This is a genomic window from Octadecabacter sp. SW4 (assembly GCF_008065155.1).
GTDB lineage: Bacteria > Pseudomonadota > Alphaproteobacteria > Rhodobacterales > Rhodobacteraceae > SW4.
In genome coordinates this window covers 674,300-699,329 of the sequence record NZ_CP042819.1, presented here as the reverse complement: position 1 = coordinate 699,329, position 25,030 = coordinate 674,300, and the positions used below count along the sequence as shown (strand labels likewise).

25 protein-coding genes and 1 tRNA gene are annotated in these 25,030 nt (G+C 59.4%); 8 read left to right on the top strand and 18 right to left on the bottom strand.

What is annotated here, in order from left to right:
• Positions 1-19: 19 nt before the first annotated feature.
• Together FTO60_RS03545 and FTO60_RS03540 are read left to right on the top strand one after the other, a co-directional pair.
• Positions 20-682 (top strand): 1-acyl-sn-glycerol-3-phosphate acyltransferase, encoded by a 663-nt coding sequence (locus tag FTO60_RS03545; protein ID WP_172623789.1) that lies wholly within the window; start codon positions 20-22, stop codon positions 680-682.
• Positions 679-1,626, top strand: a complete 948-nt coding sequence (locus FTO60_RS03540) for a phosphatidate cytidylyltransferase (protein WP_148054680.1) — start codon at positions 679-681, stop codon at positions 1,624-1,626. The genes FTO60_RS03545 and FTO60_RS03540 overlap by 4 nt, the downstream gene beginning before the upstream one ends.
• Here FTO60_RS03540 and FTO60_RS03535 read toward each other — a convergent pair.
• From FTO60_RS03535 to FTO60_RS03500, 8 genes are all read right to left on the bottom strand, one after another.
• The gene (locus FTO60_RS03535) at positions 1,623-3,116 is read right to left on the bottom strand and encodes a mannitol dehydrogenase family protein (protein ID WP_148054679.1); all 1,494 of its coding nucleotides are present in this window, start codon (positions 3,114-3,116) and stop codon (positions 1,623-1,625) included. The genes FTO60_RS03540 and FTO60_RS03535 overlap by 4 nt on opposite strands.
• On the bottom strand, positions 3,116-3,889 hold the full coding sequence (locus tag FTO60_RS03530) for an L-iditol 2-dehydrogenase (RefSeq protein ID WP_148054678.1): 774 nt from the start codon (positions 3,887-3,889) through the stop codon (positions 3,116-3,118). The genes FTO60_RS03535 and FTO60_RS03530 overlap by 1 nt, the downstream gene beginning before the upstream one ends.
• Positions 3,886-4,890, bottom strand: a complete 1,005-nt coding sequence (locus FTO60_RS03525; protein ID WP_148054677.1) for an ABC transporter ATP-binding protein — start codon at positions 4,888-4,890, stop codon at positions 3,886-3,888. Before FTO60_RS03525 ends, FTO60_RS03530 begins: the two co-directional genes overlap by 4 nt.
• Before the next feature lie 11 nt (positions 4,891-4,901).
• The gene (locus FTO60_RS03520) at positions 4,902-5,738 is read right to left on the bottom strand and encodes a carbohydrate ABC transporter permease (protein WP_148054676.1); all 837 of its coding nucleotides are present in this window, start codon (positions 5,736-5,738) and stop codon (positions 4,902-4,904) included.
• 12 nt (positions 5,739-5,750) lie between these two features.
• Positions 5,751-6,689, bottom strand: coding sequence for a carbohydrate ABC transporter permease (locus FTO60_RS03515; RefSeq protein WP_148054675.1), 939 nt, complete (start codon positions 6,687-6,689; stop codon positions 5,751-5,753).
• A 169-nt stretch (positions 6,690-6,858) separates the two neighbouring features.
• Positions 6,859-8,157: a sugar ABC transporter substrate-binding protein gene (locus FTO60_RS03510; protein WP_148054674.1), complete on the bottom strand. Its 1,299-nt coding sequence runs from the start codon at positions 8,155-8,157 to the stop codon at positions 6,859-6,861.
• Positions 8,158-8,298: 141 nt separating this feature from the next.
• Positions 8,299-9,264, bottom strand: a complete 966-nt coding sequence (locus tag FTO60_RS03505; RefSeq protein WP_148054673.1) for a sugar-binding transcriptional regulator — start codon at positions 9,262-9,264, stop codon at positions 8,299-8,301.
• Between the two features lies 1 nt (position 9,265).
• On the bottom strand, positions 9,266-9,946 hold the full coding sequence (locus FTO60_RS03500) for an HAD family phosphatase (RefSeq protein WP_197738511.1): 681 nt from the start codon (positions 9,944-9,946) through the stop codon (positions 9,266-9,268).
• A gap of 125 nt (positions 9,947-10,071) precedes the next feature.
• On the opposite strand from FTO60_RS03500, the gene FTO60_RS03495 reads away from it, so the two are divergent.
• Positions 10,072-11,076: an ester cyclase gene (locus FTO60_RS03495; protein WP_148054671.1), complete on the top strand. Its 1,005-nt coding sequence runs from the start codon at positions 10,072-10,074 to the stop codon at positions 11,074-11,076.
• A gap of 214 nt (positions 11,077-11,290) precedes the next feature.
• On the opposite strand, the gene FTO60_RS03490 is transcribed toward FTO60_RS03495, so the two are convergent.
• From FTO60_RS03490 to FTO60_RS03480, 3 genes are all read right to left on the bottom strand, one after another.
• Positions 11,291-11,367: transfer RNA gene (locus FTO60_RS03490), tRNA-Arg, on the bottom strand.
• A 45-nt stretch (positions 11,368-11,412) separates the two neighbouring features.
• Positions 11,413-11,724: an ETC complex I subunit gene (locus FTO60_RS03485; protein ID WP_148054670.1), complete on the bottom strand. Its 312-nt coding sequence runs from the start codon at positions 11,722-11,724 to the stop codon at positions 11,413-11,415.
• A gap of 65 nt (positions 11,725-11,789) precedes the next feature.
• Entirely contained in the window at positions 11,790-12,980 is a 1,191-nt protein-coding gene (locus FTO60_RS03480) for a hypothetical protein (RefSeq protein ID WP_148054669.1), read from the bottom strand.
• Positions 12,981-13,101: 121 nt separating this feature from the next.
• On the opposite strand from FTO60_RS03480, the gene uvrB reads away from it, so the two are divergent.
• From uvrB to FTO60_RS03465, 3 genes are all read left to right on the top strand, one after another.
• Positions 13,102-15,303: an excinuclease ABC subunit UvrB gene (uvrB, locus tag FTO60_RS03475; RefSeq protein ID WP_148054668.1), complete on the top strand. Its 2,202-nt coding sequence runs from the start codon at positions 13,102-13,104 to the stop codon at positions 15,301-15,303.
• A gap of 304 nt (positions 15,304-15,607) precedes the next feature.
• Positions 15,608-16,036, top strand: coding sequence for an excinuclease ABC subunit B (locus FTO60_RS03470; protein WP_148054667.1), 429 nt, complete (start codon positions 15,608-15,610; stop codon positions 16,034-16,036).
• Between the two features lie 90 nt (positions 16,037-16,126).
• Positions 16,127-16,477, top strand: coding sequence for a hypothetical protein (locus FTO60_RS03465; protein ID WP_148054666.1), 351 nt, complete (start codon positions 16,127-16,129; stop codon positions 16,475-16,477).
• Here the strand turns inward: FTO60_RS03465 and FTO60_RS03460 are convergent.
• Together FTO60_RS03460 and FTO60_RS03455 are read right to left on the bottom strand one after the other, a co-directional pair.
• Complete coding sequence (locus tag FTO60_RS03460; RefSeq protein ID WP_148054665.1) at positions 16,474-16,791, bottom strand: antibiotic biosynthesis monooxygenase; 318 nt, start codon at positions 16,789-16,791, stop codon at positions 16,474-16,476. The genes FTO60_RS03465 and FTO60_RS03460 overlap by 4 nt on opposite strands.
• Positions 16,792-16,812: 21 nt before the next feature.
• A complete protein-coding gene (locus tag FTO60_RS03455; protein WP_148054664.1) occupies positions 16,813-17,220 on the bottom strand; it encodes a universal stress protein in 408 nt (135 codons plus the stop codon).
• A 107-nt stretch (positions 17,221-17,327) separates the two neighbouring features.
• Here FTO60_RS03455 and FTO60_RS03450 point away from each other — a divergent pair, with 107 nt between their 5' ends.
• A complete protein-coding gene (locus FTO60_RS03450) occupies positions 17,328-17,786 on the top strand; it encodes a YdcF family protein (RefSeq protein ID WP_148054663.1) in 459 nt (152 codons plus the stop codon).
• A 29-nt stretch (positions 17,787-17,815) separates the two neighbouring features.
• On the opposite strand, the gene FTO60_RS03445 is transcribed toward FTO60_RS03450, so the two are convergent.
• The 3 genes from FTO60_RS03445 to FTO60_RS03435 form a co-directional block, all read right to left on the bottom strand.
• Positions 17,816-20,104, bottom strand: coding sequence for a glycosyl hydrolase family 28-related protein (locus tag FTO60_RS03445; RefSeq protein WP_148054662.1), 2,289 nt, complete (start codon positions 20,102-20,104; stop codon positions 17,816-17,818).
• Between the two features lie 218 nt (positions 20,105-20,322).
• Positions 20,323-20,724, bottom strand: a complete 402-nt coding sequence (locus FTO60_RS03440) for a DUF4864 domain-containing protein (protein ID WP_148054661.1) — start codon at positions 20,722-20,724, stop codon at positions 20,323-20,325.
• A 65-nt stretch (positions 20,725-20,789) separates the two neighbouring features.
• A complete protein-coding gene (locus tag FTO60_RS03435; RefSeq protein WP_148054660.1) occupies positions 20,790-22,370 on the bottom strand; it encodes a lysine--tRNA ligase in 1,581 nt (526 codons plus the stop codon).
• 114 nt (positions 22,371-22,484) lie between these two features.
• Between FTO60_RS03435 and FTO60_RS03430 the strand changes: the two genes are divergently transcribed.
• Positions 22,485-22,904 carry a tellurite resistance TerB family protein gene (locus tag FTO60_RS03430; RefSeq protein ID WP_148054659.1) on the top strand — a complete coding sequence of 140 codons (420 nt, stop codon included), beginning with the start codon at positions 22,485-22,487 and terminating at the stop codon, positions 22,902-22,904.
• On the opposite strand, the gene FTO60_RS03425 is transcribed toward FTO60_RS03430, so the two are convergent.
• Both FTO60_RS03425 and FTO60_RS03420 read right to left on the bottom strand, forming a co-directional pair.
• Positions 22,901-24,406, bottom strand: a complete 1,506-nt coding sequence (locus tag FTO60_RS03425) for a D-alanyl-D-alanine carboxypeptidase/D-alanyl-D-alanine-endopeptidase (protein WP_148054658.1) — start codon at positions 24,404-24,406, stop codon at positions 22,901-22,903. The genes FTO60_RS03430 and FTO60_RS03425 overlap by 4 nt on opposite strands.
• Positions 24,403-25,008 carry a nicotinate-nucleotide adenylyltransferase gene (locus FTO60_RS03420; protein WP_148057030.1) on the bottom strand — a complete coding sequence of 202 codons (606 nt, stop codon included), beginning with the start codon at positions 25,006-25,008 and terminating at the stop codon, positions 24,403-24,405. Before FTO60_RS03420 ends, FTO60_RS03425 begins: the two co-directional genes overlap by 4 nt.
• Positions 25,009-25,030 lie beyond the last annotated feature (22 nt).

Sequence of the window (25,030 nt, the reverse complement as noted above, 5' to 3'; positions counted from 1 at the left end):
CCTGCGCCACTCTGGCAACATGGTGAACCCTTTGACCCTCTTGCGCCGTTTCGCTGCCAATATCGTCGGCCATGCCATTGCGATGTTCGCCCGTTTCGTGACGGCGGTGCGTCCCGACTGGCGCGGGATCGCGCCCGTGCCCCATCAGCGCGTCTATTACGCCAATCACGTCAGCAATGGCGATATGCCAATGATCTGGTCCTGCCTGCCGCCTGCGATGCGCCGCACTGTGCGCCCCGTCGCGGCGGCAGATTACTGGCTGAAAAACAGGTTGCGCGCCTTTGTCGGACCCGAGGTATTCAACTGTGTGCTGGTCGATCGCCGCCCCGAGGCCCGCGCCGCCGGAGAAGACCCGATGGCGGCCATCCTCCGGGCCCTTGAAGAGGGATCAAGCCTGATCATTTTCCCCGAAGGCAACCGCAACATGACTGACGATCCGCTGCTGCCCTTCAAGGCTGGCCTTTATAACATCGGCAAGGCCTTCCCCGATGTCGATCTGGTGCCCACCTGGATCGATAACGTCAATGAAATCATGCCCAAGGGCGAGGTCATCCCCCTGCCCCTGATCTGCACCGTGACCTTTGGCGCGCCGGTGCATGTGGCACCGGACGAGGACAAGGATGCCTTTCTGACCCGTGCATCCGATGCGCTGCTTGGCCTGGCCCCCGAGGTGCGCACATGAGCAACACAACTTCCGATATCCTGCTGCTGTTTCTGGGGGTTGCCGGGATCCTCATGGCGCTGACGCTGTTTGGTGAAATCCTGCGTGCCAAGGTTGCGCCCGATGGTAGCAACCCGGTGGTCGAAACCTTCATGACCCGTGTGCATTCATGGTGGGCAATGGTGATCCTGCTGTCGCTCGCGCTCCTGATCGGGCGGATCGGGATCGTGGTCCTGTTTGCCTTTGCCTCCTTTGCTGCGCTGCGCGAATTGATGACGATGACCAGCAAATCGCAGGCCGACCACATGTCGCTGGCGGTGGCGTTCTATATCATTCTGCCGGTGCAATATGTGCTGATCTGGCTGGGCTGGTCGGGGATGTTCATGGTGTTCATCCCGGTTTACGCGTTCCTGCTATTGCCCATCGTCAGCGCCCTGCGCGGGGATGCAAACCGGTTTCTGGTGCGGGTGGCGGAAACCCAGTGGGGGTTGATGATCGCGGTGTTCTGCGCCAGCAATGTGCCTGCCCTGATGACCATACAAATCGAAGGCTACCCGCATGAACGCGCGCTGCTGCTGATCGCCTTTCTGGTGTTGGTGGTGCAATTTGGCGACCTGTTGGATTTCTTCTTTGGGCGCCGGATCGGGCGCACCAAGATCGCTGCCGGAATTTCACCCAAAACCTACGAGGGCGTGATCTGCGGCGTGGGATCGGCCATGCTGATCGGTGCGCTGCTGGCCTGGATCACCCCGTTTGGCATCATTGGCGCGATGGCGATGGCGGGGGTGGCGTCATTGGTGGGCATGTTCGGCAATATCGTCTTTGCCGCGATCAAGCGCGACCGCGGCATCAAGGACTGGTCGCACCTGATCCCCGGTCAGGGCGGTGTGGCTGACCAGCTTGACAGCGTGGTCTTTGCCGCGCCGATCTTTTATCAGCTCACGCTGTATTTCTGGGGCGCTTAGGCCAGTCTGCGCAGGGCTTCGGGACCGGCAACATAGGCGCGCAAGACCGCGCGCGCATCGTTTGTCCAAAGCATCTCCATCCAGCCGGAAAAGGCCGCCGACAGGCGCGCGTTCTTTTGCAGATCGCCAAACACATCCGTGATCCCAAGGAAGGCATCAGGTGTGTGGCGGGTCGCCAGGGCGGCCGCTGTCAGGGCGCGCGCGCGCTCGTCCTCAAGGGTGAGGCCCGATGCAGGATCGGCCGTCGCCGCGCAGAACCGGCACCAAAGCGCGATTTCCAGTGCCAGACCGTTAATCGCGCTGTCTTGCGCCAGCGCATCGACCAGCGTCGGCAGGATGAATTTCGGCTGGCGGTTCGACCCGTCCAGACACAGACGCGCCACCGTATCGGCTACGGCAGTATTGCCAAACCGCGCAATGCAGGTCGTGAGGTAGGCGTCAAAATCGACGCCCTTGATCGGGTCAAGGGTCGGGATGATTTCGGTGCGGCCCAGATGCGCATACCACGCGGCAATATCAGGATCGTTCATCGCCTCGTAGGAATAGGTATGCCCCAGCAGCGCGCCCACATAGGCAATCGCAGCGTGACCACCATTGAGGATGCGCAGCTTCATCAACTCATAGGGCGTGACATTGTCGACAAATTCGACACCGACCTTTTCAAGGGCGGGGCGACCGGCCGTGAACTTGTCCTCGAGCACCCATTGGTGAAAGGGCTCACAAATCACGGGGGCCGCATCTTCGATCCCGAACTGGTCGCGCACGATGGCGCGCTCGCGGTCGGTCGTGGCGGGGGTGATGCAATCGACCATCCCGTTGGGAAAGGTCACGTTGTCGGCAATCCAGGCGGCGAGATCCGCGTCGATCAATTGGGCAAGTCCAAGCACCGAATTACGCGCCACGTGGCCGTTTTCGGGGAGGTTATCACAGGACATGACCGTGAACGGCACCTGGCCTGCATCACGACGCGCGCGCAGGCCCGCAATGATGATCCCAAAAACGGTTTTCGGGGTGGCGGGCGCGCCGACATCGGCCTGCACTTCGGGGTGGCTGGTGTCAAAACCGCCCGTCAACGCATCAACATAATAGCCGCCCTCGGTCACGGTGAGCGATACGATACGGATCGCCGGATCGGCCAGCTTTGCGACGATCGCCGCCGGATCGACGGGTAGAAAATCAATCATCGCGCCGTTGATCCGCGCGCTGAGTTGATCGGGATCAAGTTCAACGATGGTGGACAACCAGTCCTGCCCTTCAAGGCGGTCGCGGGTGGCCTGATCAAAGTGTTTGACGCCACCGCCGACAATCGCCCAATCGCGGCTTTCGCCCATCTCGAACAGGCGATCCAGATAGACGGCCTGATGCGCGCGGTGGAAATTGCCAACCCCGATGTGCAGGATTCCAGCGCTCAGGTCGGCGCGCCCATACGAGGGTCGGCCAACGGTTTCAGGCAGGTTTGACAGGTTTGTGAGGTTCAGTTTTTGTGCCATCAGCTCATCCAGTTCCCGCCATCGACGTTATAGGTTTGCGCCACGATATAGTCGGCGTCTGGCGTGGCCAAAAACACGGCCATACCGGTTAAATCCTCTGCCGTGCCCATGCGCCCAAACGGGACTGCCGCGCCGACCTGTTTCTTTTTCTCGCCCGGCTTCAGCCCTTCAAGGCGCGCGAAATAGGCATCAACACCGACCCAGTGATCACCATCGACCACGCCGGGCGCGATGGCGTTCACGTTGATCCCGTGCCTGATCAGGTTCAGGCCCGCCGATTGCGTCAGGCTGATCACGGCGGCCTTGGTTGCACAGTAGACGGCGACCAAGGCCTCGCCGCGCCGACCGGCCTGACTGGCCATGTTGATGATCTTGCCACCCTGCCCGCGCGCGATCATGGATTTCGCGACCGCCTGCATCATGAACAGGGTGCCCTGCACGTTCACCGCAAACAGCCTGTCGTAGCTGGCGCGGGTGATATCGACCAGTTCGGCGGCCTCGAACAGGGCGGCGTTGTTGATCAGAATATCGATCCCGCCAAATTCGGAATCCACGGTCGCGACACAAGCGTCAATGCTGGCCTGATCGGTGACGTCCAACGGCGCGGCGATGGCACTTTCGCCGATGTCCTTGGCAGCGGCACGCGCGGCATCAATGTTGATGTCGGCAATCGCCACACGCGCGCCTTCGGCAACGTAGGCCTGCGCGAAGGCCAACCCGATCCCGCGGGCCGCGCCCGTGATCAGCGCGGTTTTTCCCGCCAGCCGAGTCATGCGATCCGCAGGCCGTCCGCACCAAAGCGGTGCATTTGTTCCAGATCAGGCGTCAGATAGATCGTGTCTCCGTGACGGGCCGGAATATCGCCCGAAATGCGCACGGTGATCATATCGCCAAGCCCCGTATCATGAACGTGGATAAAGGTATCCGACCCAAGGTGTTCGGCCACGCCCACGGTGCCTTTCCATGTGCCGCTTTCCTTGGACACCGACATGTGTTCGGGGCGAATCCCGATGGTCTTGGCGTCATGTTTGGCGGCTTCGGGCCCTTCGATCAGGTTCATCTTGGGCGAACCGATAAAGCCGGCCACGAACACGTTGCGCGGTGCGTGATAAAGATCAAGCGGGCTGCCGACCTGTTCGATCACGCCGGCCTGCAACACAACGATCTTGTCGGCCATGGTCATGGCTTCGACCTGATCGTGGGTCACATAGATCATGGTGGTTTTCAGGGTTTCGTGCAGCTCGGAGATTTCCAGACGCATGCCGACACGCAGCGCGGCGTCAAGGTTCGACAGCGGCTCGTCAAACAGAAAGGCCGAAGGTTCGCGCACGATTGCACGGCCAATGGCCACACGCTGACGCTGACCGCCCGACAACTGGCCCGGCTTGCGATCAAGATAATCGGTCAGGTTCAGCGCCTTGGCCGCGGCGTCGATCTTGGCATCCTGCACATCTTGGGGCAAACCCGCCATCCGCAAGGGAAAGGCGATGTTCTTGCGCACCGTCATATGCGGATAAAGCGCGTAGGACTGGAACACCATCGACAGGCCGCGTTTGGCTGGCGACACTTCGGTCATGTCGGCGCCATCGATCTTGATGTGACCGTCGGTGGTTTCTTCCAGACCTGCAATCAGACGCAGCAGTGTGGATTTACCGCAGCCTGACGGGCCGACAAAGACGACAAATTCACCATCTTCGATTGTCAGGTCGAGCGGCGGAATAACCTCCACGTCGCCAAATCGTTTCGAGACATTTTCGAGTACGATGCTTCCCATGAGCCCGCTCCTTATTTCACTGCGCCGAAGGTCAAGCCTTGGACCAATTGTTTCTGACAGAACCAGCCCAGAACGATGATCGGGCCAACCGCTGCGGTTGAGACTGCTGACAGGCGACCAAAGAACAAGCCTTCGGGTGCGCGGTTGCCTTCAATGAGTTTGGACAGGGTTGCTGCATCAATCGTGGTGAGGCGCACCGTCCAGTAGGCTTCGTTCCAGCAAAAGATGAACGTCAGCAACGCCGTGGAGACAATCCCGCCCCAGGCCAGCGGAATAAGAATTTCCCGCACTTCGCCCCAAGTGGTCAGCCCGTCCATCTTGCCCGCTTCGATGATGTCCTTGGGGATGTCCTTGAAGTAGGTGAACAGCATCCAGATCACGATCGGCAGGTTGATCAGGCTCAGCACCAAAATCACCAGAAAGTGCGTATCAAAGAGGTTAAACACGTTCTTGGTCAGGAATGTCATCGGATAAAGCACTGCCGCGGCGGGCAGCATCTTGGTCGACAACATCCACATCAGCACGTCCTTGGTGCCCTTGCTGGGGTTAAAGGCCATCGCATAGGCGGCCGGCACCCCGACGATCAGCGTGAATATCGTCGCAAAGACCGACGTGATGATCGAGTTGGTTGCAAAGCGCCAGTAGTCGTAGTTCTGGGTCATGTTGGCGTAGTTTTCCAACGTCGGGGTGAACCGGAACAGGAACTCGGGCTTTACCGCATCCGCATCCGTCTTGAAGCTGGTCATGACCATGTAGAAGATCGGGAAGAAAAAGATCAGCGCCACGACCCAGGCCAATGTCGGCCATGCGATCTTTGAGAACCGAGAAGTTTGTGCAACGATTGCCATTGTCGTTTCCCCTTATTCCATCAATGTCTTGCCAACCATGCGCAGCAGGAAGATCGCTACGATGTTGGCGAGAATGACTGCGAAAATGCCTGTGGCACTTGCCGCACCGATGTTGTTGTTCGCGAATTCACCGATCAGGTAAGGCAGGTTCTTGTTGCCGTTCCCACGGCTGACGATTTCGATTTCCGCATAAAGCGACAGATGGAAAATCGCCTGGATCATCACCACGATCGCCATCGGACGGCCAAGGTGCGGCAAGGTCAGGAACCGGAACTGCGCCCAGCGCCCTGCCCCGTCCAGAACGGCGGCTTCTTTTTGCTGCTGGTCCTCGGACTGCAGCGAGGTCATGAAGATCAGCACCGCGAAAGGTGTCCACTGCCATGTCACCATCATGATGACTGCAATTGCCGAAGTTTGGGTTGCGCGGAACGAGATTGGCTCGAACACCGGCCACATATTGAAGAACCAGCCGACCAGCGGCGCGTCTTGCAGACCCGCGACCATGCTATTGAGGCCGCCGACCGCGATCCCCTGCAGGCCCAGCACCGGGTCAAGCAGCATGTTGATCCACAACACCGCGTTCACGGCGGGCATCACAAAGAAGGGCGAAATCAACAAAACACGCACAATGCCCCGCCCTGGGAAAGTGCGGTTGATCAAGACGGCGATCATTACCCCAAGAACGACCGTCAGAAACAAAATGCTTGTCACGATGAACAGGCTGTTCTTGATGGCAAGGATGAAATCCTTGGAGTTCAGAACGAATTGGTAGTTCCCAAAGCCGCGCCAGTTGCTGAACGACGGTGTCATCCACTCGGGGCGCTGTGTGCTGTTGAGAACATAGCGGATAAAGGAATAAAAAAGCGTCATCCCCAGCGGGACAATCATCCAGAACAACAAGAGTAGAACTGCCGGTGTCTGGAGAAGGCGTGGAATTGTTCTATTGGCCATAGCTCGGGTTCCTCAGCGTGGTGAATGTGCGCTTAGCATAACAGGTTTCCGGCCCTGAACGCCGTAGCCAAACCGAGTGACTCGGTTTTTTGGGAAAAACTCAACTATTCAGGTAACGGATGGGGTGGAAAGACCCGACTATGGCCGGGTCTTTCCCAAGTCTTGCGACTTATTCGTAGTAGCCAGCTTCACGCATGATCGAGTCAGCTGCTTCCTGGCTTGCGGCCAGCGCATCTTCGACTGATTTCGCGCCGGACAGTGCCGCAGCGATTTCCTGAGCTACCGCCGTGCCCACTTCGGGGAATTCAGGGATAGATGCGAACTGAACACCAACGTATGGCTTCAGGTCTGTCGCGCCAGGAGCCGCAGATTCGATCGCTGCCATCTCAGCTGCTGCGAAAGGTGCAGCGGCCAGGAATTCAGAGATCTCGTATGTGGACGCACGTGTGCCTGTTGGAACAGAACCCCAACCAAATTCAGGGTGGTTGCCCACGGCCTGGATGTATTCCTTGGATGTTGCCCACTCGATGAAGTCTTGTGCAGCTTCGGAGTTTGGCGACCCTGTTGGAACAGCCATTGCCCATGCCCACAGCCAGTTCGCACCAACTGGGTTACCAGCGTTTGGCGACTGAGCGTATGCAACGCCGTCTACTTCGAGGAAGGAAGCAGCGATCGTTGCGTCGATCCACAGGCCACACTTGCCTTCGTTGTAAAGCGCGAGGATCTCGTTGAAGGAGTTACCTTCGGATCCGGGAGGGCCGTATGTGCCCAGAAGCTCAACGTAGAATTCAATTGCAGACTGCCACTCGGCGGAGTCAAGCTGTGGACGCATTTCAGCATCGAACCAGGCGCCACCGAAGGAGTTTACCATGGTTGTAACGAACGCCATGTTGTCGCCCCAACCTGGCTTACCGCGCAGACACGCGCCATAAACACCGTTGTCGGGGTCGTGCATCGCAGCAGCGGCCGCCATCACGTTGTCCCACGAGTCGTTGTCAGCGATTGTTACGCCGGCAGCCTCTGCCAGGTCCTTGCGATACATGACCATCGAGGATTCACCGTAGAATGGTGCAGCGTAAAGCTGACCATCAGCGGACAGGCCATCGCGCATTGCGGGCAGAATGTCGTCAACGTCATATTCTGCGCTGAAGTTCAGCGGCTCGATCCAGCCAGCAGCGCCCCAGATGGGTGCTTCCTGCATGCCGATGTTGATGATGTCATACTGGCCACCACCGGTTGCCGTATCAGACGTGACCTGCTCGCGCAAAACGCCTTCTTCCAGGGAAACCCAGTTCAGTTCAACGCCGGTCTCGGCGGTGTAGGCTTCGGCAACGGTCTGCATGTTGATCATGTGGCCGTTGTTGACGATCGCGATGGTCAGTTCTGTTGCATGGCTTTCCGCCGTCGCGAGCGACGCAACGGACAGCAATGCGGATGCACCCATAAGGGCGCGCATAGTCGTTTTCATGGTAGTCCTCCCATATGCCCAGGGTGGGCATTTGCTTAATACGTGGGCAAATACTCACTTAACGGCCGATTCGAGTCAATGGACAACACAAAAACACCTGCAAAAAACAGATAAAGGCTTGCCGGGACTTGGGAAAATCTCTTAGCTGCGGCGCAGCAATTCCTGCGCCATCGCTTCGTTGGTGATCAAACCGTTGATCAAGCCACCCCGCAAGGCCGCCGTCAGGGCGCGCAATTTGGCCTGCCCGACAGCAACGGCAATCACCAGGTTCTCGGCGGCCTTGGGCAGTGGGGCCGATGCAACGCGGGCGTTGTAGTCGCAATCAATCAACCGCCCTTCGGCGTCATAAATCCAGCTTGTGATCTCGCCCGCGGCACCGGCGGCCTCAAGCTCGTGCAGCTCGTCTTTGGACAGGAACCCGTCCACCACAAGGGGCGCGCCCAGATCAATCTGACCGATGCCGACCAGTGTCAAATCGGCCTTGGCACAAAGCGCGATAGTGTTTCGGACCGCCCCCTGCTGATGCAGCACATCCAGTTCCGCCGCGTCCCGCGCCAGGACCGGCAAGGGAAACGGATAGTGTTGCGCACCCACGCGATCCGCCATGCGAATGACCGCGTTATAGGGGGTGGCCGATCCGTCCGACATCATGTTGCCAAGGCGCGACACGATCCGGTGTTGCGGGCAGGTCATCTGCGGCAATTGTTCCACGCAGGCCTTGAGCGCCCGGCCCGTGCCCAGCGCGATGATCTTTTCCTCGGGCGATTTCAGCACGCGCTCCATCTCGGCGGCGGCGGCGATCGCCACGCCCGTCAGCAACTCTGGCGCATCGGGGTCCGATGGCACGATCTCGCACATCCTGAGGCCGTAGCGCGCGGTGACGGCCTCGGCCAGATCCATGCAGCGCCCGATGGGATGGTCCAACCGGACCTTGATCAGCCGTTCGGACACCGCCAGCGATACAAGCCGCTGCGCCGACTGGCGTGACACGCCCAGCTTGCGCGCGATGTCGTCCTGGGTGTTGCCCGCCACATAATAGAGCCAGCCCGCCCGCGCGGCATCGTCCAGCCGTCCTGCATCGCCCGATGGTTTGCCGTTCGCGGCCATCCTAGTCCTCGTTCTTGCGAAGTTCGGGCATGATGTGAAAGAATTGCTGCCATTTGTCAAAGACTGTGACATTGGGCGGGGTCTTGAGATCGGTAGGTTTGCGGCCCCTGAGGTGGGTTCCGCCGATGTAGCGCATCACCGGCATGCCCGCCGCCAAGCCCGCGTGCACGCCCGGCAAACTGTCCTCGATCACAAGGCAGCGGGCCGGGTCGACGCCCATCTGTTGCGCCGTATGCAAGAACAGGTCGGGCGCCGGTTTGCCATTCTCGACCTCGGAGGCCGTAAAGACCGCACTCCCGAAATAATCCGTCAGCCCAGTCAAGGCGAGCGACCATTTCACACGCGGCGGGCTGCTTGAGGTTGCCACGCAGATCGGACGTTTGACCGCGTCCAATATATCGCGAATGCCCTGCGTTGTTGTTAATTCTTCGCCAAAGACATCCAGCAACCGCGCGCGATACTGGGCTTCGAAATCGTCGGGAAGGGTGACGGAAAACGCCTCGCGGATGGTTTTCGCCACCGTGGGAAAACTGCGCCCCACAAAATGGCTCGAGAAATGCGCAAGGTCCACGACCACGCCCAATTCCGCGAGCGCTGCAATCAGGACGCGGGCGCTGATGGCTTCGCTATCGACCAGAACACCGTCACAGTCAAAGATCACAAGGTCGATGGAATCGGGCACGCGCACTCCTGTTCAAAGTCGGTGCAGATTAGGGTCAGGGCGCGGTTCGTCAATGGCGGCATTTGCTGCTTGAATACGTTTGCAGCGCGACTGATAGTCCTCGCAAACGCGAAAACGGGGACGCAATGACTGACTTTCAAGCCGCCAAACAGATCGTGCGCGATTACCATCGCGTATTGGCGACGGCCACGCCCGGGACGATCGCCGATGTGCTGGCCCAGACGACCAGCCGCGATTATATCTGGCGCGGGATGCACCCGTTCAACCTGCTGACGGGCGCCGCTGATGTGGCACGCCTCTTTTGGGCACCGCTGCTGACAGCGCTGACGCGGTTGCAACGGCGCGAGGATATTTTCTTTGCCGGACTCAATGAAATCGACGGCGAGACCAGCACCTGGGTCGTATCGATGGGCCATTTGGTGGGCCTGTTCGATGCGCCGTGGCTGGGCATCCCGCCGACCCGCAAGATGACGTTCCTGCGCTATTGCGAATTTCACAAGATCGCGGATGGCAGAATCGTCGAGACAGCACAGTTTTGCGATATCCCGCATTTGATGATCCAGGCGGGGCAAAATCCGTTTCCGCCGCAAACCGCCGCACATCTGGTGCAGCCCGGGCCGATTGGCCATGATGGGTTGCTTTATGATGCCTGTGATCCGGCGCAGGGCGCTGCAACGCTGGCAACGATCAACGCCATGATCAGCGATCTGGGAACTTGGAACCTTGGTCTTCCGCTGGAACAGGAACTGGCCCGCACATGGCACGACGATATGATCTGGTGGGGACCGGCGGGGGTTGGTGCCACCTACACGATCGACCGCTATGCCACACAGCATTCCGGCCCGTTTCGCGCAGGGTTCAGCGAACGCACGAAGACCCGCCACATGTGCCGCATGGCCGAGGGGCATTTTGGCGGCTTTTTCGGCTGGCCCAATTTCACAGCCGTCGCAACGGGCGGGTTCATGGGGATGCCCGCCAGCGGCAAAGCGGGCGAGTTTCGGGTGATCGACATCTACCGCCGCGACGGCGACAAACTGGCCGAAAACTGGATCTTCATCGACATCCTGCACTATCTCAACACGCTTGGGCTGGACGTTCTGGACCGGATGGATGGCGGGTTTCAGACCTGAGGGTTGGGTGCCGGGGCTGGCCACATGCCCAGGCCTCACCCAGACCGGCCTTAAGCCGCAGGCGCCGGTCTGATCGGCGACCCGCCCGACGGGTCGGCGACCAGAGACTGTCTTACGTCACCAACAGGGCCAGAAATGGCGCGCGTGAGAGGAGTATCTTCGAACCCGCGCCAAAAGTCGCCCTCAAGTAGCGAAGCGGTAGGGCAAGGAAATATGGCGCTCCCTGAAGGATTCGAACCCTCGACCTGCCGATTAGAAGTCGGCTGCTCTATCCAGCTGAGCTAAGGGAGCGCATGGCGCATCTTATGGCGGGACCACAGCGTTGCAGCAAGACCCTTAGTGGGTCCATGCACCGCGCCGGTTTGTCGCGAAATTCTCGCCGTAGCCGCCCGCGCGGATATTGGCCTTGCGGGTCTTGGGTTCTTGCACGGTGGCGTCGATACCGTTTTCGGCGGCGTATTCCAGCGCCGCCTCTTTGGTTTCAAATGACATGTGCACCTGGGCCTGGGTATCGCTCGAGGATGTCCAGCCCATCAACGGATCAACCGCGCGGGCCGAGGCAGGCGCGAATTCCAGAACCCAGGCATGGGTTTTTGCGGTGCCCGACGACATCGCTGTTTTGGCTGGCTTGTAGATTCGTGCGCGCATGATCGGCCCCGCTGGTGTTGACGTGGCGCTGTTATCCGGCAAATCGCGCCGTGGCGCAAGGCGTCCTAATCGGCCGCGAGAAACGCAACGGGAAAGCGCACCAGATCACGATCAAGCCCCGCTTGCCCGTTATTGAGACGGGTAAAATAAAGATAGGCCGTAGCCCCCGTCGTTTCGAAATTGCGCGACGGGCTGTCGTGATCAATTAACGTTGGATAAAGATAGACCGGCACATTTGGATCGTCGGTGCGCCACGGCAAGCGCGCCTCGATCACCGGCATGCGGCGAGTCCATGTGACCAGATCGTCGGAAAAGGCGGCATAGAACCCAAAGATATTCGGATCGTTCGCCGGGTCGCTGCTGGTGCCGATCAGCACATATTTTTGCAGCGCGGTGTTCCAGCTGACGCCCTCGTACATCTCAGCGATCTGATCAATTGCTACGGCGGGGCAAACGGACGTACTCAGGGCGCGCGCATCATCTGATCGGTAGGGATCGACAAAGACGCCGTCAAATCCCAGCCGGTCCCAAAACCGCCACGCCGTGGGATCACCCAGATCATCGGTGCGCATCAGGCAGACATGCTGAAACCCCAGCGGATAGGTCTGCAATTTGAAGAACGCATAGTAATATCCGTCACGCGCGATGATATTGGACGGGCTGAACGCGCCAAAGACGCCCGCGTCTGGCACATATGGTTTTTCTATTCCCGCCACGCGATGGGTGGGCTGCACGGGCGCAAACTCGGCGCCGCCGTCCACCGATTGTGCGGCCGTGATGGTGTTATACCAGCACTTGAAATAATCCGCCGAGGGGCATGCGGCTGACACAAGTGTGTTGCCCTGATGTTCGTTGTGGACAAGGCCAAAGACCTGCCCGCCGTCAACGGCATACACCGCCGCGAGCCATTCGTTCTGCGCGAAATTGGCAGGGTCACTGTCGTAGCGGCTGGTCATGACCGGCGCGCAATCCACCGCAAGTGCGTCAAAATCCGCACCCGTCATCCGGTAGGTCGTGGTGTGGCTGATCAACAGGTTGACCTGCCCAGCGTCATCGCGAAACGCCCGCGCGGGCAGGTCGGGGATATTGTAGCGCTCGCAGCGATCTTCGCTCCAGTCAAAGACGACTTCGAGCGGCCCGGTGACAGTGATACCCATCTGCCCGGCTTTCTGCGCGACCGGGCGGGGCAAATGTGCATCGGCAATCGCGCTGGTCGCAATCAGCGCAAGAAACACCCCGATTAATCCTCGTTTCATCCCGTCCTCCTGACAGCGTGATGTCAGCAGTGTAACAAACGAAGGTGACCGCGGGCCAGTCGCGGGGTTGAACCGGAACAAAAAGGGACCAATTATAGCGAGCCGCCACAGGAAAACACCAATGCCATTTGCCCATTCCGATGAAACCATCCCCGTGCTGTCCAACCCCGCGCCCGACGTGCGCGACCGGGACAAGCTGGAGGGCGGCCAACGCCTTGTGCTGCACACCGAATTCGAACCGGCCGGAGATCAGCCGACCGCGATTGCCGAACTGACCGCGGCAATCAATGACGGCGAGCGCAATCAGGTGCTGCTGGGCGCGACCGGCACGGGCAAGACATTCACGATGGCCAAGGTGATCGAGGCAACACAACGCCCCGCCATCATTCTGGCCCCCAACAAGACGCTGGCGGCACAGCTTTATGGTGAATTCAAGGGCTTCTTTCCCGACAACGCCGTGGAATATTTCGTCAGCTTTTATGACTACTACCAGCCCGAAGCCTATGTCGCGCGGTCCGACACCTACATCGAAAAAGAAAGCCAGATCAACGAGCAGATCGACCGGATGCGCCACTCGGCCACCCGGGCGCTGTTGGAACGGGATGATGTGATCATCATCGCCTCGGTGTCGTGCATCTACGGGATAGGGTCGGTGGAAACCTACGGCGCGATGACACAGGACTTGCATGCGGGGCAGGATTACGACCAGCGGCAAATCATGGCCGATCTGATCGCACAGGCCTATAAACGCAACGATGCGGCGTTCCAGCGCGGCACATTTCGTGTGCGCGGCGACAGCCTTGAAATCTGGCCCGCTCACCTTGATGATCGCGCATGGAAACTGTCGTTCTTTGGCGAGGAGCTTGAGGGGATCACGGAATTTGACCCACTTACGGGTGAAAAGACGGATACATTCGAAAAGGTCCGCATCTACGCCAATTCGCACTACGTCACGCCAAAACCGACGATGCAGCAGGCGATTATCCAGATCAAAAAGGAATTGCGCGTCCGGCTGGATCAACTGGTCGCCGAGGGAAAACTGCTTGAGGCGCAACGCCTTGAACAGCGCACGAATTTCGATCTGGAAATGCTAGAAGCGACAGGCGTGTGCAACGGCATCGAAAACTATTCGCGCTATCTGACCGGGCGCGCGCCCGGTGAACCCCCGCCCACACTGTTCGAATTCATCCCCGACAACGCGATTGTCTTTGCCGATGAAAGCCACGTGTCGGTGCCCCAGATCGGCGGGATGTACAAGGGCGACTTCCGCCGCAAGATGACGCTGGCCGAACACGGTTTTCGCCTGCCGTCCTGCATGGACAACCGCCCGTTGAAGTTCGAGGAATGGGACGCCATGCGCCCACAATCGGTCTTTGTGTCCGCCACCCCCTCGAAATGGGAGCTGGGGCAATCGGGCGGTGTATTCGCCGAGCAGGTGATCCGCCCGACGGGCCTGCTTGACCCGCCGGTGGAAATCCGCCCCGTGGATACGCAAGTCGATGATGTCATGGATGAAATCCGGCGGGTGACGGCGGCGGGCTATCGCACGCTTGTGACGACCCTGACCAAACGCATGGCCGAAGACCTGACCGAATACCTGCACGAAAATGGTATCAAGGTGCGCTACATGCACTCGGATATTGACACGATCGAGCGGATCGAAATCCTGCGCGATCTGCGCCTTGGGGCGTTCGATGTGCTGATCGGGATCAACCTGCTGCGCGAGGGTCTGGACATCCCCGAATGTGGACTTGTCGCCATTCTGGATGCCGACAAGGAAGGGTTCCTGCGCTCGGAAACTTCGCTGATCCAGACGATTGGCCGCGCCGCGCGCAACGCCGATGGCCGCGTGATCATGTATGCTGATCGGGTGACCGGCAGTATGGAGCGCGCCTTGGGCGAAACCGACCGCCGCCGCGCCAAACAGATCGCCTATAACGAGGAACACGGCATCACGCCCGCCACCGTGAAAAAGAACGTCGAGGATATTCTGGCGGGCCTCTACAAGGGCGATGTGGACATGAACCGCGTCACCGCCAAGGTCGACAAACCGCTGGCCGGTGCGAACCTGCAAGCCGTTCTGGACGGGCTGCGCACGGACATGCGCAAGGCCGCCGAAAACCTGGAGTTCGAGGAAGCGGCAAGGCTGCGCGACGAGGTAAAGCGGCTTGAGACCGTGGAACTGACGATTGCCGACGATCCGCTGGCGCGACAACAGGCGGTTGATCGGGCGGTGGACGAGGCAACCAAGATGAGCGGACGCAGCACGGCAGGGCGGCCGGGGCAACGGGGTGGTAAATCGCGGTATGGGGGGAAGCGGTAGATTGAGAAAAGCAGCCAACTTGATAGGCAATCTCATTACGTTAGCTGCTCTCGCCGCACCGCTAGTTATTGTAGTTGGAAACGCATGGCCGGACGTTTCCTTACTGACAGTTCTTAGCGTAACTCCCTATTATGCTGTGATCGCCATGATGATTTTGTGGGCCAGATCGAAAAAGTAACTGAGTGCATACTCCGATCCGCTACCACTACTGCGCCGTCAGCCCGTAGGGCGGGATTTAACCCGCCACACTCGGCGGGATAAATCCCGCCCTACCCGCCGCTGTAAACTGCGCTATCTTCCCTTCATGCGCTTCGCCGTGATCCTTGCCCTCGCCCCCGTCCCCGCCCTCGCGTGGGAGTTTTCACCCGATCCCATTTGCACGCTCGCCCACGACACCGACACCGCCGAGATCGTGATCACCTATGATGTAAACCTGCCGGAATACGCCCTTGCGATCACGCTGAAAAACGGCACCTGGGCGGATGCACCTGTCTTTGGCATGGAGTTCATCGGCCCCCGCCCTTTGGCCATTGGCACCGACCGGCATGTGACGGACGGTGCCACGCTGACGGTGCGTGACAGCGGCTTTGGCAATGTGCTGGACGGGCTGGAATATAACGCAGGCGCTGTGGCCGTCAGCGGTGCCACGACGATCCCGATGCTCCTGACCGATGCCGCGCCCGCCGTGCGCGCATTCCGGGCTTGCCCGTCCGACAGCCCGACCACGTCGTAAAACAGCACTCTTCCTGGGCAAAAAACATGGATCACGCATTGATCCGTATGGCATTTCCCCCCATGATCACCCCACAAGGGGAAGGGTTTCATGGGCGAAATACTGGGCGTTATCATCGTGATCGCCATCATCATCGCGATGCTGGGCGGGGCGGTAAAGACATTTCAACGCAACTGGATTGTTGCCTTGCTGTTGTTGCTGTTCCTCTTTCCGGTCTGGGCAATCTGGGCATTCATCGAGATTTTCACCGATGACGTTGTTCCACAACAAACCGTGCATTACGTCCAGCAACCCGCGCCACCGGCCATTCCACAGGCACCTGTCGCGCCACCTGCCCTGCCCGCCGCGACCAAGGAATGCCCGTTTTGTGCCGAAACCATCCGAGAGGCCGCCGTTGTCTGCCGGTTCTGCCAGCGCGATTTGCCACCGGCAGAGGCCTAAAACACCGCCGCGACTTCATACATTACCGGCTCAAAGCTTTTGCACAGCTCGCTGATCGCGCGGTTGCGCCTGCGCATTTCCGGGGTGCGCAGCATCGCCTGAAAATCCTCGCGCCGCTCCCATTTGGAATAGTTCGCGATGCGGGTCTGGGCATCATTCACATGCAGGCCCGCGGCGATAAAGCCGGGTTGTTTGGAGATGCACACCTCGTAGGCATCAGTCAGCGCCTCGAGCAGATCCTCGCAGGTGCCCGGCGTCACCTCGAACGTGGTCAGCACCGTTTGGCCCGCAGCCCCTTTTTCAATCTTCAGCATGGCGTCCTCCCTTTCGCCAGCCTAGCGCATCACATGCACCGCGCAAGGCGCATGACGCACGACACGCGCCGCCGTCGACCCCAGGAAATAGTCCGATATGCCCGGCCGGTGCGATGCCATGACGATGCAATCCACATCATGTTCTTCGGCCCATTCCAGGATGGTGCGCCCCGAATGCCCCTCAATCACAAGGCCCGTGGCATTTTTCAACTGGGCGGCTTTTTCGGCCAGATCACGCGACAGGGCCACGCGGGTTTCGTCACGAAAACCGGCTGGCATGTAGGACATGGCATATGCGGGCACCTCGTCCATGACATGCAGCAGGGTGATTTTGCCATCACTTGCGGTCAGGACTTTGGCAATCTCGATCGCGGCCTTGGGGTCGTGATCGGAGTCATAAGCGATTGGAACAAGGACGTTGCGATACATGGGAATCCTCCTTTGATTGGCACCAGTCTAGCGACAAAATCAGGGATTGGGATTGATCTGGGTCATAGGCACTTTTCAGTTGGCATGAAGTGGCGCAGGTTCGACCCATGAAAACGGCACTGATCCTTGGGGCGGCTGTTTGGGCCGATGGCCCCTCGCCCACCTTGCGGCGGCGCACGCAGCGCGCGGCGCAGCTATATCATGGTGGTGATGTGAGTCATCTGATCGCCTGTGGCGGGCTTGGCAAACACCCCCCAAGCGAGGCCGCAGTCATGCGCGATTTGCTGATCAAGGATGGCGTGCCCGCAGGTGCGATCACGCTTGAGGATCAATCGACAACGACGGGCGAGAACATCGCGCTGGCCTTGCCGATGCTGAATACGGTGGACGTCGTGATTGTCACCGACTGGTATCACGGCCCGCGCGCGCGTCTGGTTGCGCGGCGGCACGGGCTGCGGGTGCAATCTGTTGCACCACCCCTGAAAGGGGCCAGACCCGTGGCGCAACTTCGGGCGATACTGCGTGAGATTCCCGCGTATGTTGTCTATGCCCTACGCATCAAATAAGGGGGCGCCCACCGGCACCCCCTCGCATCTTAAATCGGGTTGTCCATCCGCACCGAACAGCGCACCTTGCCCGTGACAGGCACCTTCCAAATCACGCGAAACTGGGTCTTGTCAGACGCATAGGCCGGTGACATCCACGGTGCATCATAAACGGAATCGTCGTTTTCATCGGCGACGCGGCCGTCGGTGACACAGGATTCAACCGTGCGAGCCCAGCCACCAAACGGCAGATAAGGCTGCGTGTCGACAATCCAGATCCGGTCTGCTGTGGCCTGATCATGGACGATGCTCAGCGGATTGAGCGTTTCATCGCGGACGCCGTGGAATGTGTTGGCGCTAAAGACAACATTGCGCATCCGGTTGAAATCAAGGTCGGCATAGGTGGTATCGACCCCTTCAACCCGATCAATATAGCCGTTGATCGCACGGAAAACGTTGCCGACAACCGACAGGCCGTGGATAAAGTGGTTTTCGCCGTATGGCTTGATCACGATCCATTTGAACCAGTCAGCCACGTCAATGCTGAGAAAGATATTGCCCGTCAACGACAATCCACCAAAGGAAAACTGCGCCCCCAGCGCCGGTGTCGCGTCATGTTCATTGGTCCATTCGACAAAATTGTTGTCGATGTAGTTGCCGGAAATCGTCGACGCCACGTTCGGCGTGGTAAAGATGATCCCGCCCTTGCGCACACCCTCGGCTTGGGTGTCGCCGGAAAACAGGTGGTTGCCTGTGATCAAGGCCCCCGTGCCGCCCAGCACGCAGAAATGTTCGAACATCATCATCCGGTTGTCGCGCACCTTGACGTCATTTGCGTTGACGTTGAATGCGATTGACTTGCGCTCGCTGACCAGCAGGCTTTGCTCGTTGGACAGGAACTGGCAGCGGTCGATCATCATCCCCTGACACCCGCCCCCGATCGAGGTAATCCCGCGATCCTTGGGCTTGGTGACAAAGCAGTCGCGCAGATGGAATGTCAGGCCCTGCGGCGCCAGCATGATCCCGCTTGCCTTGCCGTTGCACTGGAACTCGATGTCATCAAGAACAAACTGGCTCAGATCATCATAACCGCTGAAATCCAGAAGGTATTTGAAACGGGTAAAGGTAAAGGTCTGCGTCCCTTCCGCATCGAACAATGCATTCGACAGCGTTATGGTCTGCGCCCCCACATTCACGTCCTTGACGTAAATCTCGCGCCCGACACCATTGCCCGTTACCAGCGATCCTTTTTGGATATTGGCCACATTGGCCACGCCAGTCAGGGTCTTGGGCGATGATGCAGCATAGGTTGCCTGCGAGGTCACGACGTCATCGTCCCAGTTTGGGCCGGTGATCGGCTGGAACTGGCCGTTGCGGATCACGCGACGGGTCGCAAAGGTGTTCTTGGTGCCCTCGGCGGCGAACATGTCCACTGGCGCGGACAGGGCAATCCGCCGCCCGCCCAGATCAAGGCTTTCGTGGTCGGTATAATTCAAAAGCGCCTGATAGGCCTTCTTGAACGCTTCTTCCTCGTTGCCAAAAGCATCAAGATAGGTCGCATAATCAAAGTTCTTCTGGAAAATCAGACGTTTGTCGACAGGCATCGTGACCGTGCCTTCAAAGCGCACCTGGTTCTGAAACGTCACGTTGTTGTTCAGGAAATAGGTGCCAGCCGAAATCAGAACCTCGCGACCCTGCGCATCAGCATCGGCGGCCTCAAAGGCGGCGGCATCATTGGCAATGCCATCGCCGATTGCGCCGTAATCGCGTACATCGACGACGCCCATCATGTCGCGGATAAAGACGTTGGTGACATCCTCGATGACAATGTCATCAACCCGCACGATACCGCCATTGGGGCCCGTCAGATCAAGACCCAGATGGCCATAGATCGCATCGGCCCAAACCATGTCAACGCCGGTGCGCAGACCGGTGCCAAGGATCGCGCTCACCTCGACAACCTCACCGTATGTGGTCAGTTGCACCGCGGGCCCGGTCTCGACCAGCCCTGGCACCTGCGCGCCACCACCCGCACCGGGCCATCCGGCGATCCGCACCGATGGCAATGCGCCACCGACCGCCTTGACCTTGGCCGAAATGCGCAAATAGCAGCCCGGCAAAATCGTAGTTTCGCCCATGTAGCGCAGCTTGGTCACTGACTGGGTTTTCAGGATCTCGAGACACCCGCCAAAGTTCTGATCCGCAGGCACCAGAACCCCCGTGCCAGACCCCGCATAGGTGTCCGACCCCGGAGTGCCGTCCCCGCTTGACCAAACGTCCAAACCATCCGCAAACGCGGGCGGCATCAGTACCAGCCCGTCCGTAATCGCCTTGTTCATCAAAACCCCTTTCCGCAGGCCAATCGGACAAAGGAGTCCTTCGCCAGATGCCTTCAAATCCAGACCGCGACCTGCGCAAAATCGCGCCGATCAACCGCTGGCAGAGGTATCAATCAAGGGTAAACGCGCGCTTGGACCACCGCGCGCAGGGCTGGCAGGGGCAGCAACACCCCCTTGCTTTTTCTTCCGAAATAACTTCCGCCGAAGGCTCCGGCGAGTCAGGCGCCCACGTCCGGTGCGGGAAGTATCTGAACGCCATCAATCTGCCAGCCCTCTGGCGTTTCAATCATCGCATAATCCAGAATGTGCAGCCCGCCGCTGGCATCGCGCAGCATCACCTTTTGATAAAGAACACCGGCGATTTCGCGCAACTCCAGAAACCGCACGTCGCGATTGTCCCAGACCATCGGATAGCCCTGCTGGACCATCATGCCAAAATTGCCCGGCTCGCCGAACATGCCCTTGATCATCGGGCTGGCGTATTGCCACGCCGCCTCGACATCGCGCGCATTAAAGGCCTCAAGCTGGCTGCCAATGACATCTTCGATCTCGGCGCCCTGCGCCTGAGCCATCAATGGCAGACCCAAGGCCAGCACGAACCCCATGAAAAATCGCCGCATGATCCGCTCCTCCGTCTGGTTACCCAATAGATACGGATCGCGCGGCTGATTAGTTTCAAATATCCTCAGACCGCCAGCTTGCCCGCCAGCGCATCTTCGATCAGCGCGATGGTTTCATCGACCCCATAAAGCGCGATAAAGCCGCCAAAGCGCGGGCCTTGCTTGGCCCCCAGCAGCACCTCGTAAAGCGTGCTGAACCATGCACGCAGCGGCTCGAACCCGTGCGCTTTGCCGACCGCAAAGACCATGCTTTGCAGCTCCTCGGCGTCCAACCCGCCATCCCAGTTTTTCAGGCGCGCCAACAGGTCTTCCAGTGCTACACGCTCGTGATCCTGCGCCAGACGGAACACCTTATGGGGCTTCACAAAGTCATTGTAATAGCGCACCGCAAAGCCCGCCGCGGCGTCCAGATCGAGGTTGGTTTCGGGCGATGCATCGGGCGCATAACGGCCGATAAAGCCCCACAGCGTTTCCTTGCTTTCGGCCCCCGACACGCTGGCAAGGTTCAGCAACATGGAAAACGGCACAACCATCGTCGAGGCAGGAACGTTGTGGCCATGAATATGAAACACAGGGTTGTTCACACGCGCATCCGTGTCCTGATCCGCGTAGGCGCGCAGCTGCTGATGATATTCATCCACAGCCTTGGGGATCACGTCGAAATGCATCCGCTTGGCTGTCTTGGGCTTGAGATACATGAAATATGAGAGGCTTTCGGTGCTGGCATAGGTCAACCATTCGTCGATCGACACGCCATTGCCCGATGATTTGGAAATCTTCTGGCCATTTTCATCCAGGAACAGCTCGTAGGTGAAATGTTCAGGCTTGCGGCCGCCAAGAATTTCGCAAATGCGGTCATAGATCGGCGTGTTGGTGCTGTGATCCTTGCCATACATCTCGAAATCGACGTCCAGCGCGGCCCAGCGCGCGCCAAAATCCGGCTTCCACTGCAATTTCACGTGGCCCCCCGTGACAGGCAAAGTCCACTCGCGGCCCTCTTCGTCGTCAAAGGTGACCGTGCCGTTTTCCGCATCCACATGTTTCATCGGCACATATAAGACCCGCCCGGTTTCGGGATGGATCGGCAGGAAAATCGAATAGGTCGCGCGGCGTTCTTCACGCAGGGATTTCAGCATCACCGCCATGACATCGTCATAGCGTTCTGCAGCGCGCAACAGCACCTCGTCGAACTGACCGGACGCATAGTATTCGGTCGCGCTGATAAACTCGTATTCAAACCCGAAAGTATCCAGGAAACGACGCAGCATCGCGTTGTTATGGTGGCCAAAGCTCTCGAACTCGCCAAACGGGTCGGGCACTTTGGTCAGCGGCAGTTGCAAATACTGCACCAGCTTTTCGGGATTGGGCACGTTGCCGGGCACCTTGCGCATCCCGTCCACATCGTCGGAAAAACAGATCAGACGGGTGGGAATGTCCGAGATCACCTCAAAGGCGCGGCGGATCATCGTCGTGCGGCTGACCTCGCCAAAGGTGCCGATATGGGGCAGGCCGGACGGGCCATAGCCCGTTTCAAACAGCACATACCCCTTTTCCGGCGGCGCTTTTTCATAGCGTTTCAATAGCTTGCGCGCTTCCTCAAAGGGCCATGCCTTGGATTTCATTCCAGCCTCGCGCAGATCGGACATTTTTTCTCGCTCACTCTCCACACGCCGCGCGCCATTGTGCGACATTGCGCACTCCCTATTGCGGCAACGGCCAAGCGTCAATAAATGACAGGGGGTAACAAACGGAGCAAAACCATGACAGACACGGCCGCCCTGACCCCGCAAGACGCGCTTGCCGCCCTGATGATTGCGGTTTCCGCTTCGGACGAAAATATCCGAACATCGGAATTGGTGAAAATTGCCAATATCATCAACAACCTACCGGTGTTCGCCGATTACGATGCCAGCAATGTCAAACGCATGTCGCAAATCGTGTTCGAGCTTTTCGAACAAGAGGACGGTCTTGATGCCCTTTTCGGATTGATCCGCGATGCCCTGCCCGAACGGCTCAATGAAACCGCCTATGCGCTGGCCTGCGATGTGGCTGCTGCCGACGGTGCGATTGCCGACCCCGAAGGCCGTATGCTGGAAGAAATCCGCTACGAGTTGAACATCGACCGCCTGCACGCCGCTGCGATTGAACGCGGCTCGCGCGCGCGCCATTTGACGCTTTAGCCAGCGTAAACCAGCCCCCAACGCTGCAACAGGCGTTGCTGTAACCGTTTGGCGCGCCGGTTCCAACCTATGGCTCCTTCTGGCACCTCGTCACCGCGGGCCTTGGCCGCTGCGCGCCGGTCAAGATCGGCAGCGAAAATCGCAAAGGCCAGATCGGTGCCGCCCGCCGTGCGCACATAGCCCGCAAGGCAGCTCACGAAATTCAACGTGCCGGTTTTTGCCACCACCGTCGCCGGATGATCCGGCAGGACGTTGCGTTCTTCATCAACCATCGCAATGTCCTTGAGGATCGGACGCAACGGCCCGCTTGCGCGCGACACAAGCACCTGCACCATCTCCAGCGCGCTAATTCTGGACGCATCACTAAGCCCCGAATGATCGGCAAAATCGGCCCGCGCCCCGTGCTTTTCCGCCAGCCAGCGCCCCATCGCGCGCGCCGATCCAGCGTGTGTGGCCACGCCGTTGCCATCCGCCTGCGTCGCGGCCAGCCCGGCAACTTCGGCCGTCAGGTTCGTCGAATACTCCAACATATCATGCAGTACGTCGCGCAGCGCATCAGACCCATAGGTGACCAGAACATCGCCATCCGGCAGATCGTCAATCACTTCGGGCGCGGCCAGCGCAATCTCTTGCGCGCGCGCCAAAGTGGCAAATACATCTCCCGCATAAAGGGCCGGTTTGCGCACCGGCAACCAGCGCGCGCCACCATCGGCAAGCGCACTGCGCGCCACGCTCCAGTCGTCATATCCGCCGCCATCGGCATAGGCAAAGACCGGTCCGCTGCCCCCGACGACCCGCATCCGCGCCATGCCCACGCCAGGGCGGTAGCGCTCGCTGCGGGCCTCCATCGTCACGCGATAGTCCCCACCTGATCGCGCCCATTCAAAATGCACCCGGTTGAAATTCAGGTTCAGGCCCGACAGCGCCGGATTATAACTCAAATAGTCCAACTGCCCCGGTTCGATTTCATTGATATAGGGCAGCGCACCGCCCCAGACCTGAAACTTGCCACGCACTTCGCGCAGGCCGGTTTCCTTCAGTTGCGCGGCCATCTCAGCCAGATGATCGGTTGACAGGATCGGATCGCCACCACCTGCCAATATCAAGTTACCATTCAGAATACCGTCTGAAACGACTCCATTAGCAATTATGCGTGTTTGGAATTGATGCGCTGGCCCCAGCCTGTCAAGCGCATATAGCGCCGTGACAGCCTTGGCCACGCTCGCCGGTGGCAGCGAAACAGCGCCGTCGGTGTTTTCCAAAACGGTTCCCGTGCGCATATCCGCCACAACAAAGCCAACAGTGCCGCCCAAATTCGCCTCGGCGATCATTTCCGCAGTGGTAGTGCGCGCAAGTGGCGACACGCGGCTTGCGGGGTCAATCGCGGCATTGTCTCGCGCCACAGGGCGCAGGGACCGCAGCGGCGCATCCGCCAGCGCGACACTGGCCACTGCCGACATCGCACCACCCAAAAACGCCCGTCTGGAAACAGATTTCATCATTTTTCACCCCATTCCCCGCGCGCGCGGATCGCACTCGACGATGCCGCGTTCATCGGAAGGTTCACAAAACACCACTTTGGCGGGTCTAACCGCCCCAATAATTCTGACGCCCGCCCCGGCAATCGCGCAGACGCGTAGACCCGAGCCGCTTTGGACATCCGGGCCGAAATCCGCTCGCCGGGGCGGGCAAGAACACCCACCGGCACCTGCGCCATGATGTTTTCCCAATCCTGCCAAAGGTGAAACTGCGCCAGGTTATCAGCACCCATCAACCACACGAACCGGACGCCGGGATAGCGCGCGCGCAACGCCGTGATCGTCTGCGCCGTATAGCGGGTGCCCAGGCGTTCCTCGATCCCCGTGACCGTCACGCGCGGGTGTTGCATCATCGCGCACGCCGCTTGCAAACGGTCCTTCAGCGGCGCAGGCCCGTGCCTTTTCAATGGGTTGCCGGGGCTGACCAGCCACCAGACCCGATCCAGCCCAAAGCGTTGCAGCGCGGCCTTGCTGATATGCACGTGTCCGCTATGGGCCGGGTCAAACGACCCCCCCAACAGGCCAATCACCTGACCGGCGCGCGCATGCGGAAATTCACCCACCAAAGCCCCCAGAATTCGGTTCATC

Coding starts and splice junctions, on each gene's coding strand:
- FTO60_RS03545 (WP_172623789.1), top strand. CDS start 20: ATGGTGAACCCTTTGACCCTCTTGCGCCGTTTCGCTGCCAATATCGTC.
- FTO60_RS03540 (WP_148054680.1), top strand. CDS start 679: ATGAGCAACACAACTTCCGATATCCTGCTGCTGTTTCTGGGGGTTGCC.
- FTO60_RS03535 (WP_148054679.1), bottom strand. CDS start 3,116: ATGGCACAAAAACTGAACCTCACAAACCTGTCAAACCTGCCTGAAACC.
- FTO60_RS03530 (WP_148054678.1), bottom strand. CDS start 3,889: ATGACTCGGCTGGCGGGAAAAACCGCGCTGATCACGGGCGCGGCCCGC.
- FTO60_RS03525 (WP_148054677.1), bottom strand. CDS start 4,890: ATGGGAAGCATCGTACTCGAAAATGTCTCGAAACGATTTGGCGACGTG.
- FTO60_RS03520 (WP_148054676.1), bottom strand. CDS start 5,738: ATGGCAATCGTTGCACAAACTTCTCGGTTCTCAAAGATCGCATGGCCG.
- FTO60_RS03515 (WP_148054675.1), bottom strand. CDS start 6,689: ATGGCCAATAGAACAATTCCACGCCTTCTCCAGACACCGGCAGTTCTA.
- FTO60_RS03510 (WP_148054674.1), bottom strand. CDS start 8,157: ATGAAAACGACTATGCGCGCCCTTATGGGTGCATCCGCATTGCTGTCC.
- FTO60_RS03505 (WP_148054673.1), bottom strand. CDS start 9,264: ATGGCCGCGAACGGCAAACCATCGGGCGATGCAGGACGGCTGGACGAT.
- FTO60_RS03495 (WP_148054671.1), top strand. CDS start 10,072: ATGACTGACTTTCAAGCCGCCAAACAGATCGTGCGCGATTACCATCGC.
- FTO60_RS03485 (WP_148054670.1), bottom strand. CDS start 11,724: ATGCGCGCACGAATCTACAAGCCAGCCAAAACAGCGATGTCGTCGGGC.
- FTO60_RS03480 (WP_148054669.1), bottom strand. CDS start 12,980: ATGAAACGAGGATTAATCGGGGTGTTTCTTGCGCTGATTGCGACCAGC.
- uvrB (WP_148054668.1), top strand. CDS start 13,102: ATGCCATTTGCCCATTCCGATGAAACCATCCCCGTGCTGTCCAACCCC.
- FTO60_RS03470 (WP_148054667.1), top strand. CDS start 15,608: ATGCGCTTCGCCGTGATCCTTGCCCTCGCCCCCGTCCCCGCCCTCGCG.
- FTO60_RS03465 (WP_148054666.1), top strand. CDS start 16,127: ATGGGCGAAATACTGGGCGTTATCATCGTGATCGCCATCATCATCGCG.
- FTO60_RS03460 (WP_148054665.1), bottom strand. CDS start 16,791: ATGCTGAAGATTGAAAAAGGGGCTGCGGGCCAAACGGTGCTGACCACG.
- FTO60_RS03455 (WP_148054664.1), bottom strand. CDS start 17,220: ATGTATCGCAACGTCCTTGTTCCAATCGCTTATGACTCCGATCACGAC.
- FTO60_RS03450 (WP_148054663.1), top strand. CDS start 17,328: ATGAAAACGGCACTGATCCTTGGGGCGGCTGTTTGGGCCGATGGCCCC.
- FTO60_RS03445 (WP_148054662.1), bottom strand. CDS start 20,104: ATGAACAAGGCGATTACGGACGGGCTGGTACTGATGCCGCCCGCGTTT.
- FTO60_RS03440 (WP_148054661.1), bottom strand. CDS start 20,724: ATGCGGCGATTTTTCATGGGGTTCGTGCTGGCCTTGGGTCTGCCATTG.
- FTO60_RS03435 (WP_148054660.1), bottom strand. CDS start 22,370: ATGTCCGATCTGCGCGAGGCTGGAATGAAATCCAAGGCATGGCCCTTT.
- FTO60_RS03430 (WP_148054659.1), top strand. CDS start 22,485: ATGACAGACACGGCCGCCCTGACCCCGCAAGACGCGCTTGCCGCCCTG.
- FTO60_RS03425 (WP_148054658.1), bottom strand. CDS start 24,406: ATGATGAAATCTGTTTCCAGACGGGCGTTTTTGGGTGGTGCGATGTCG.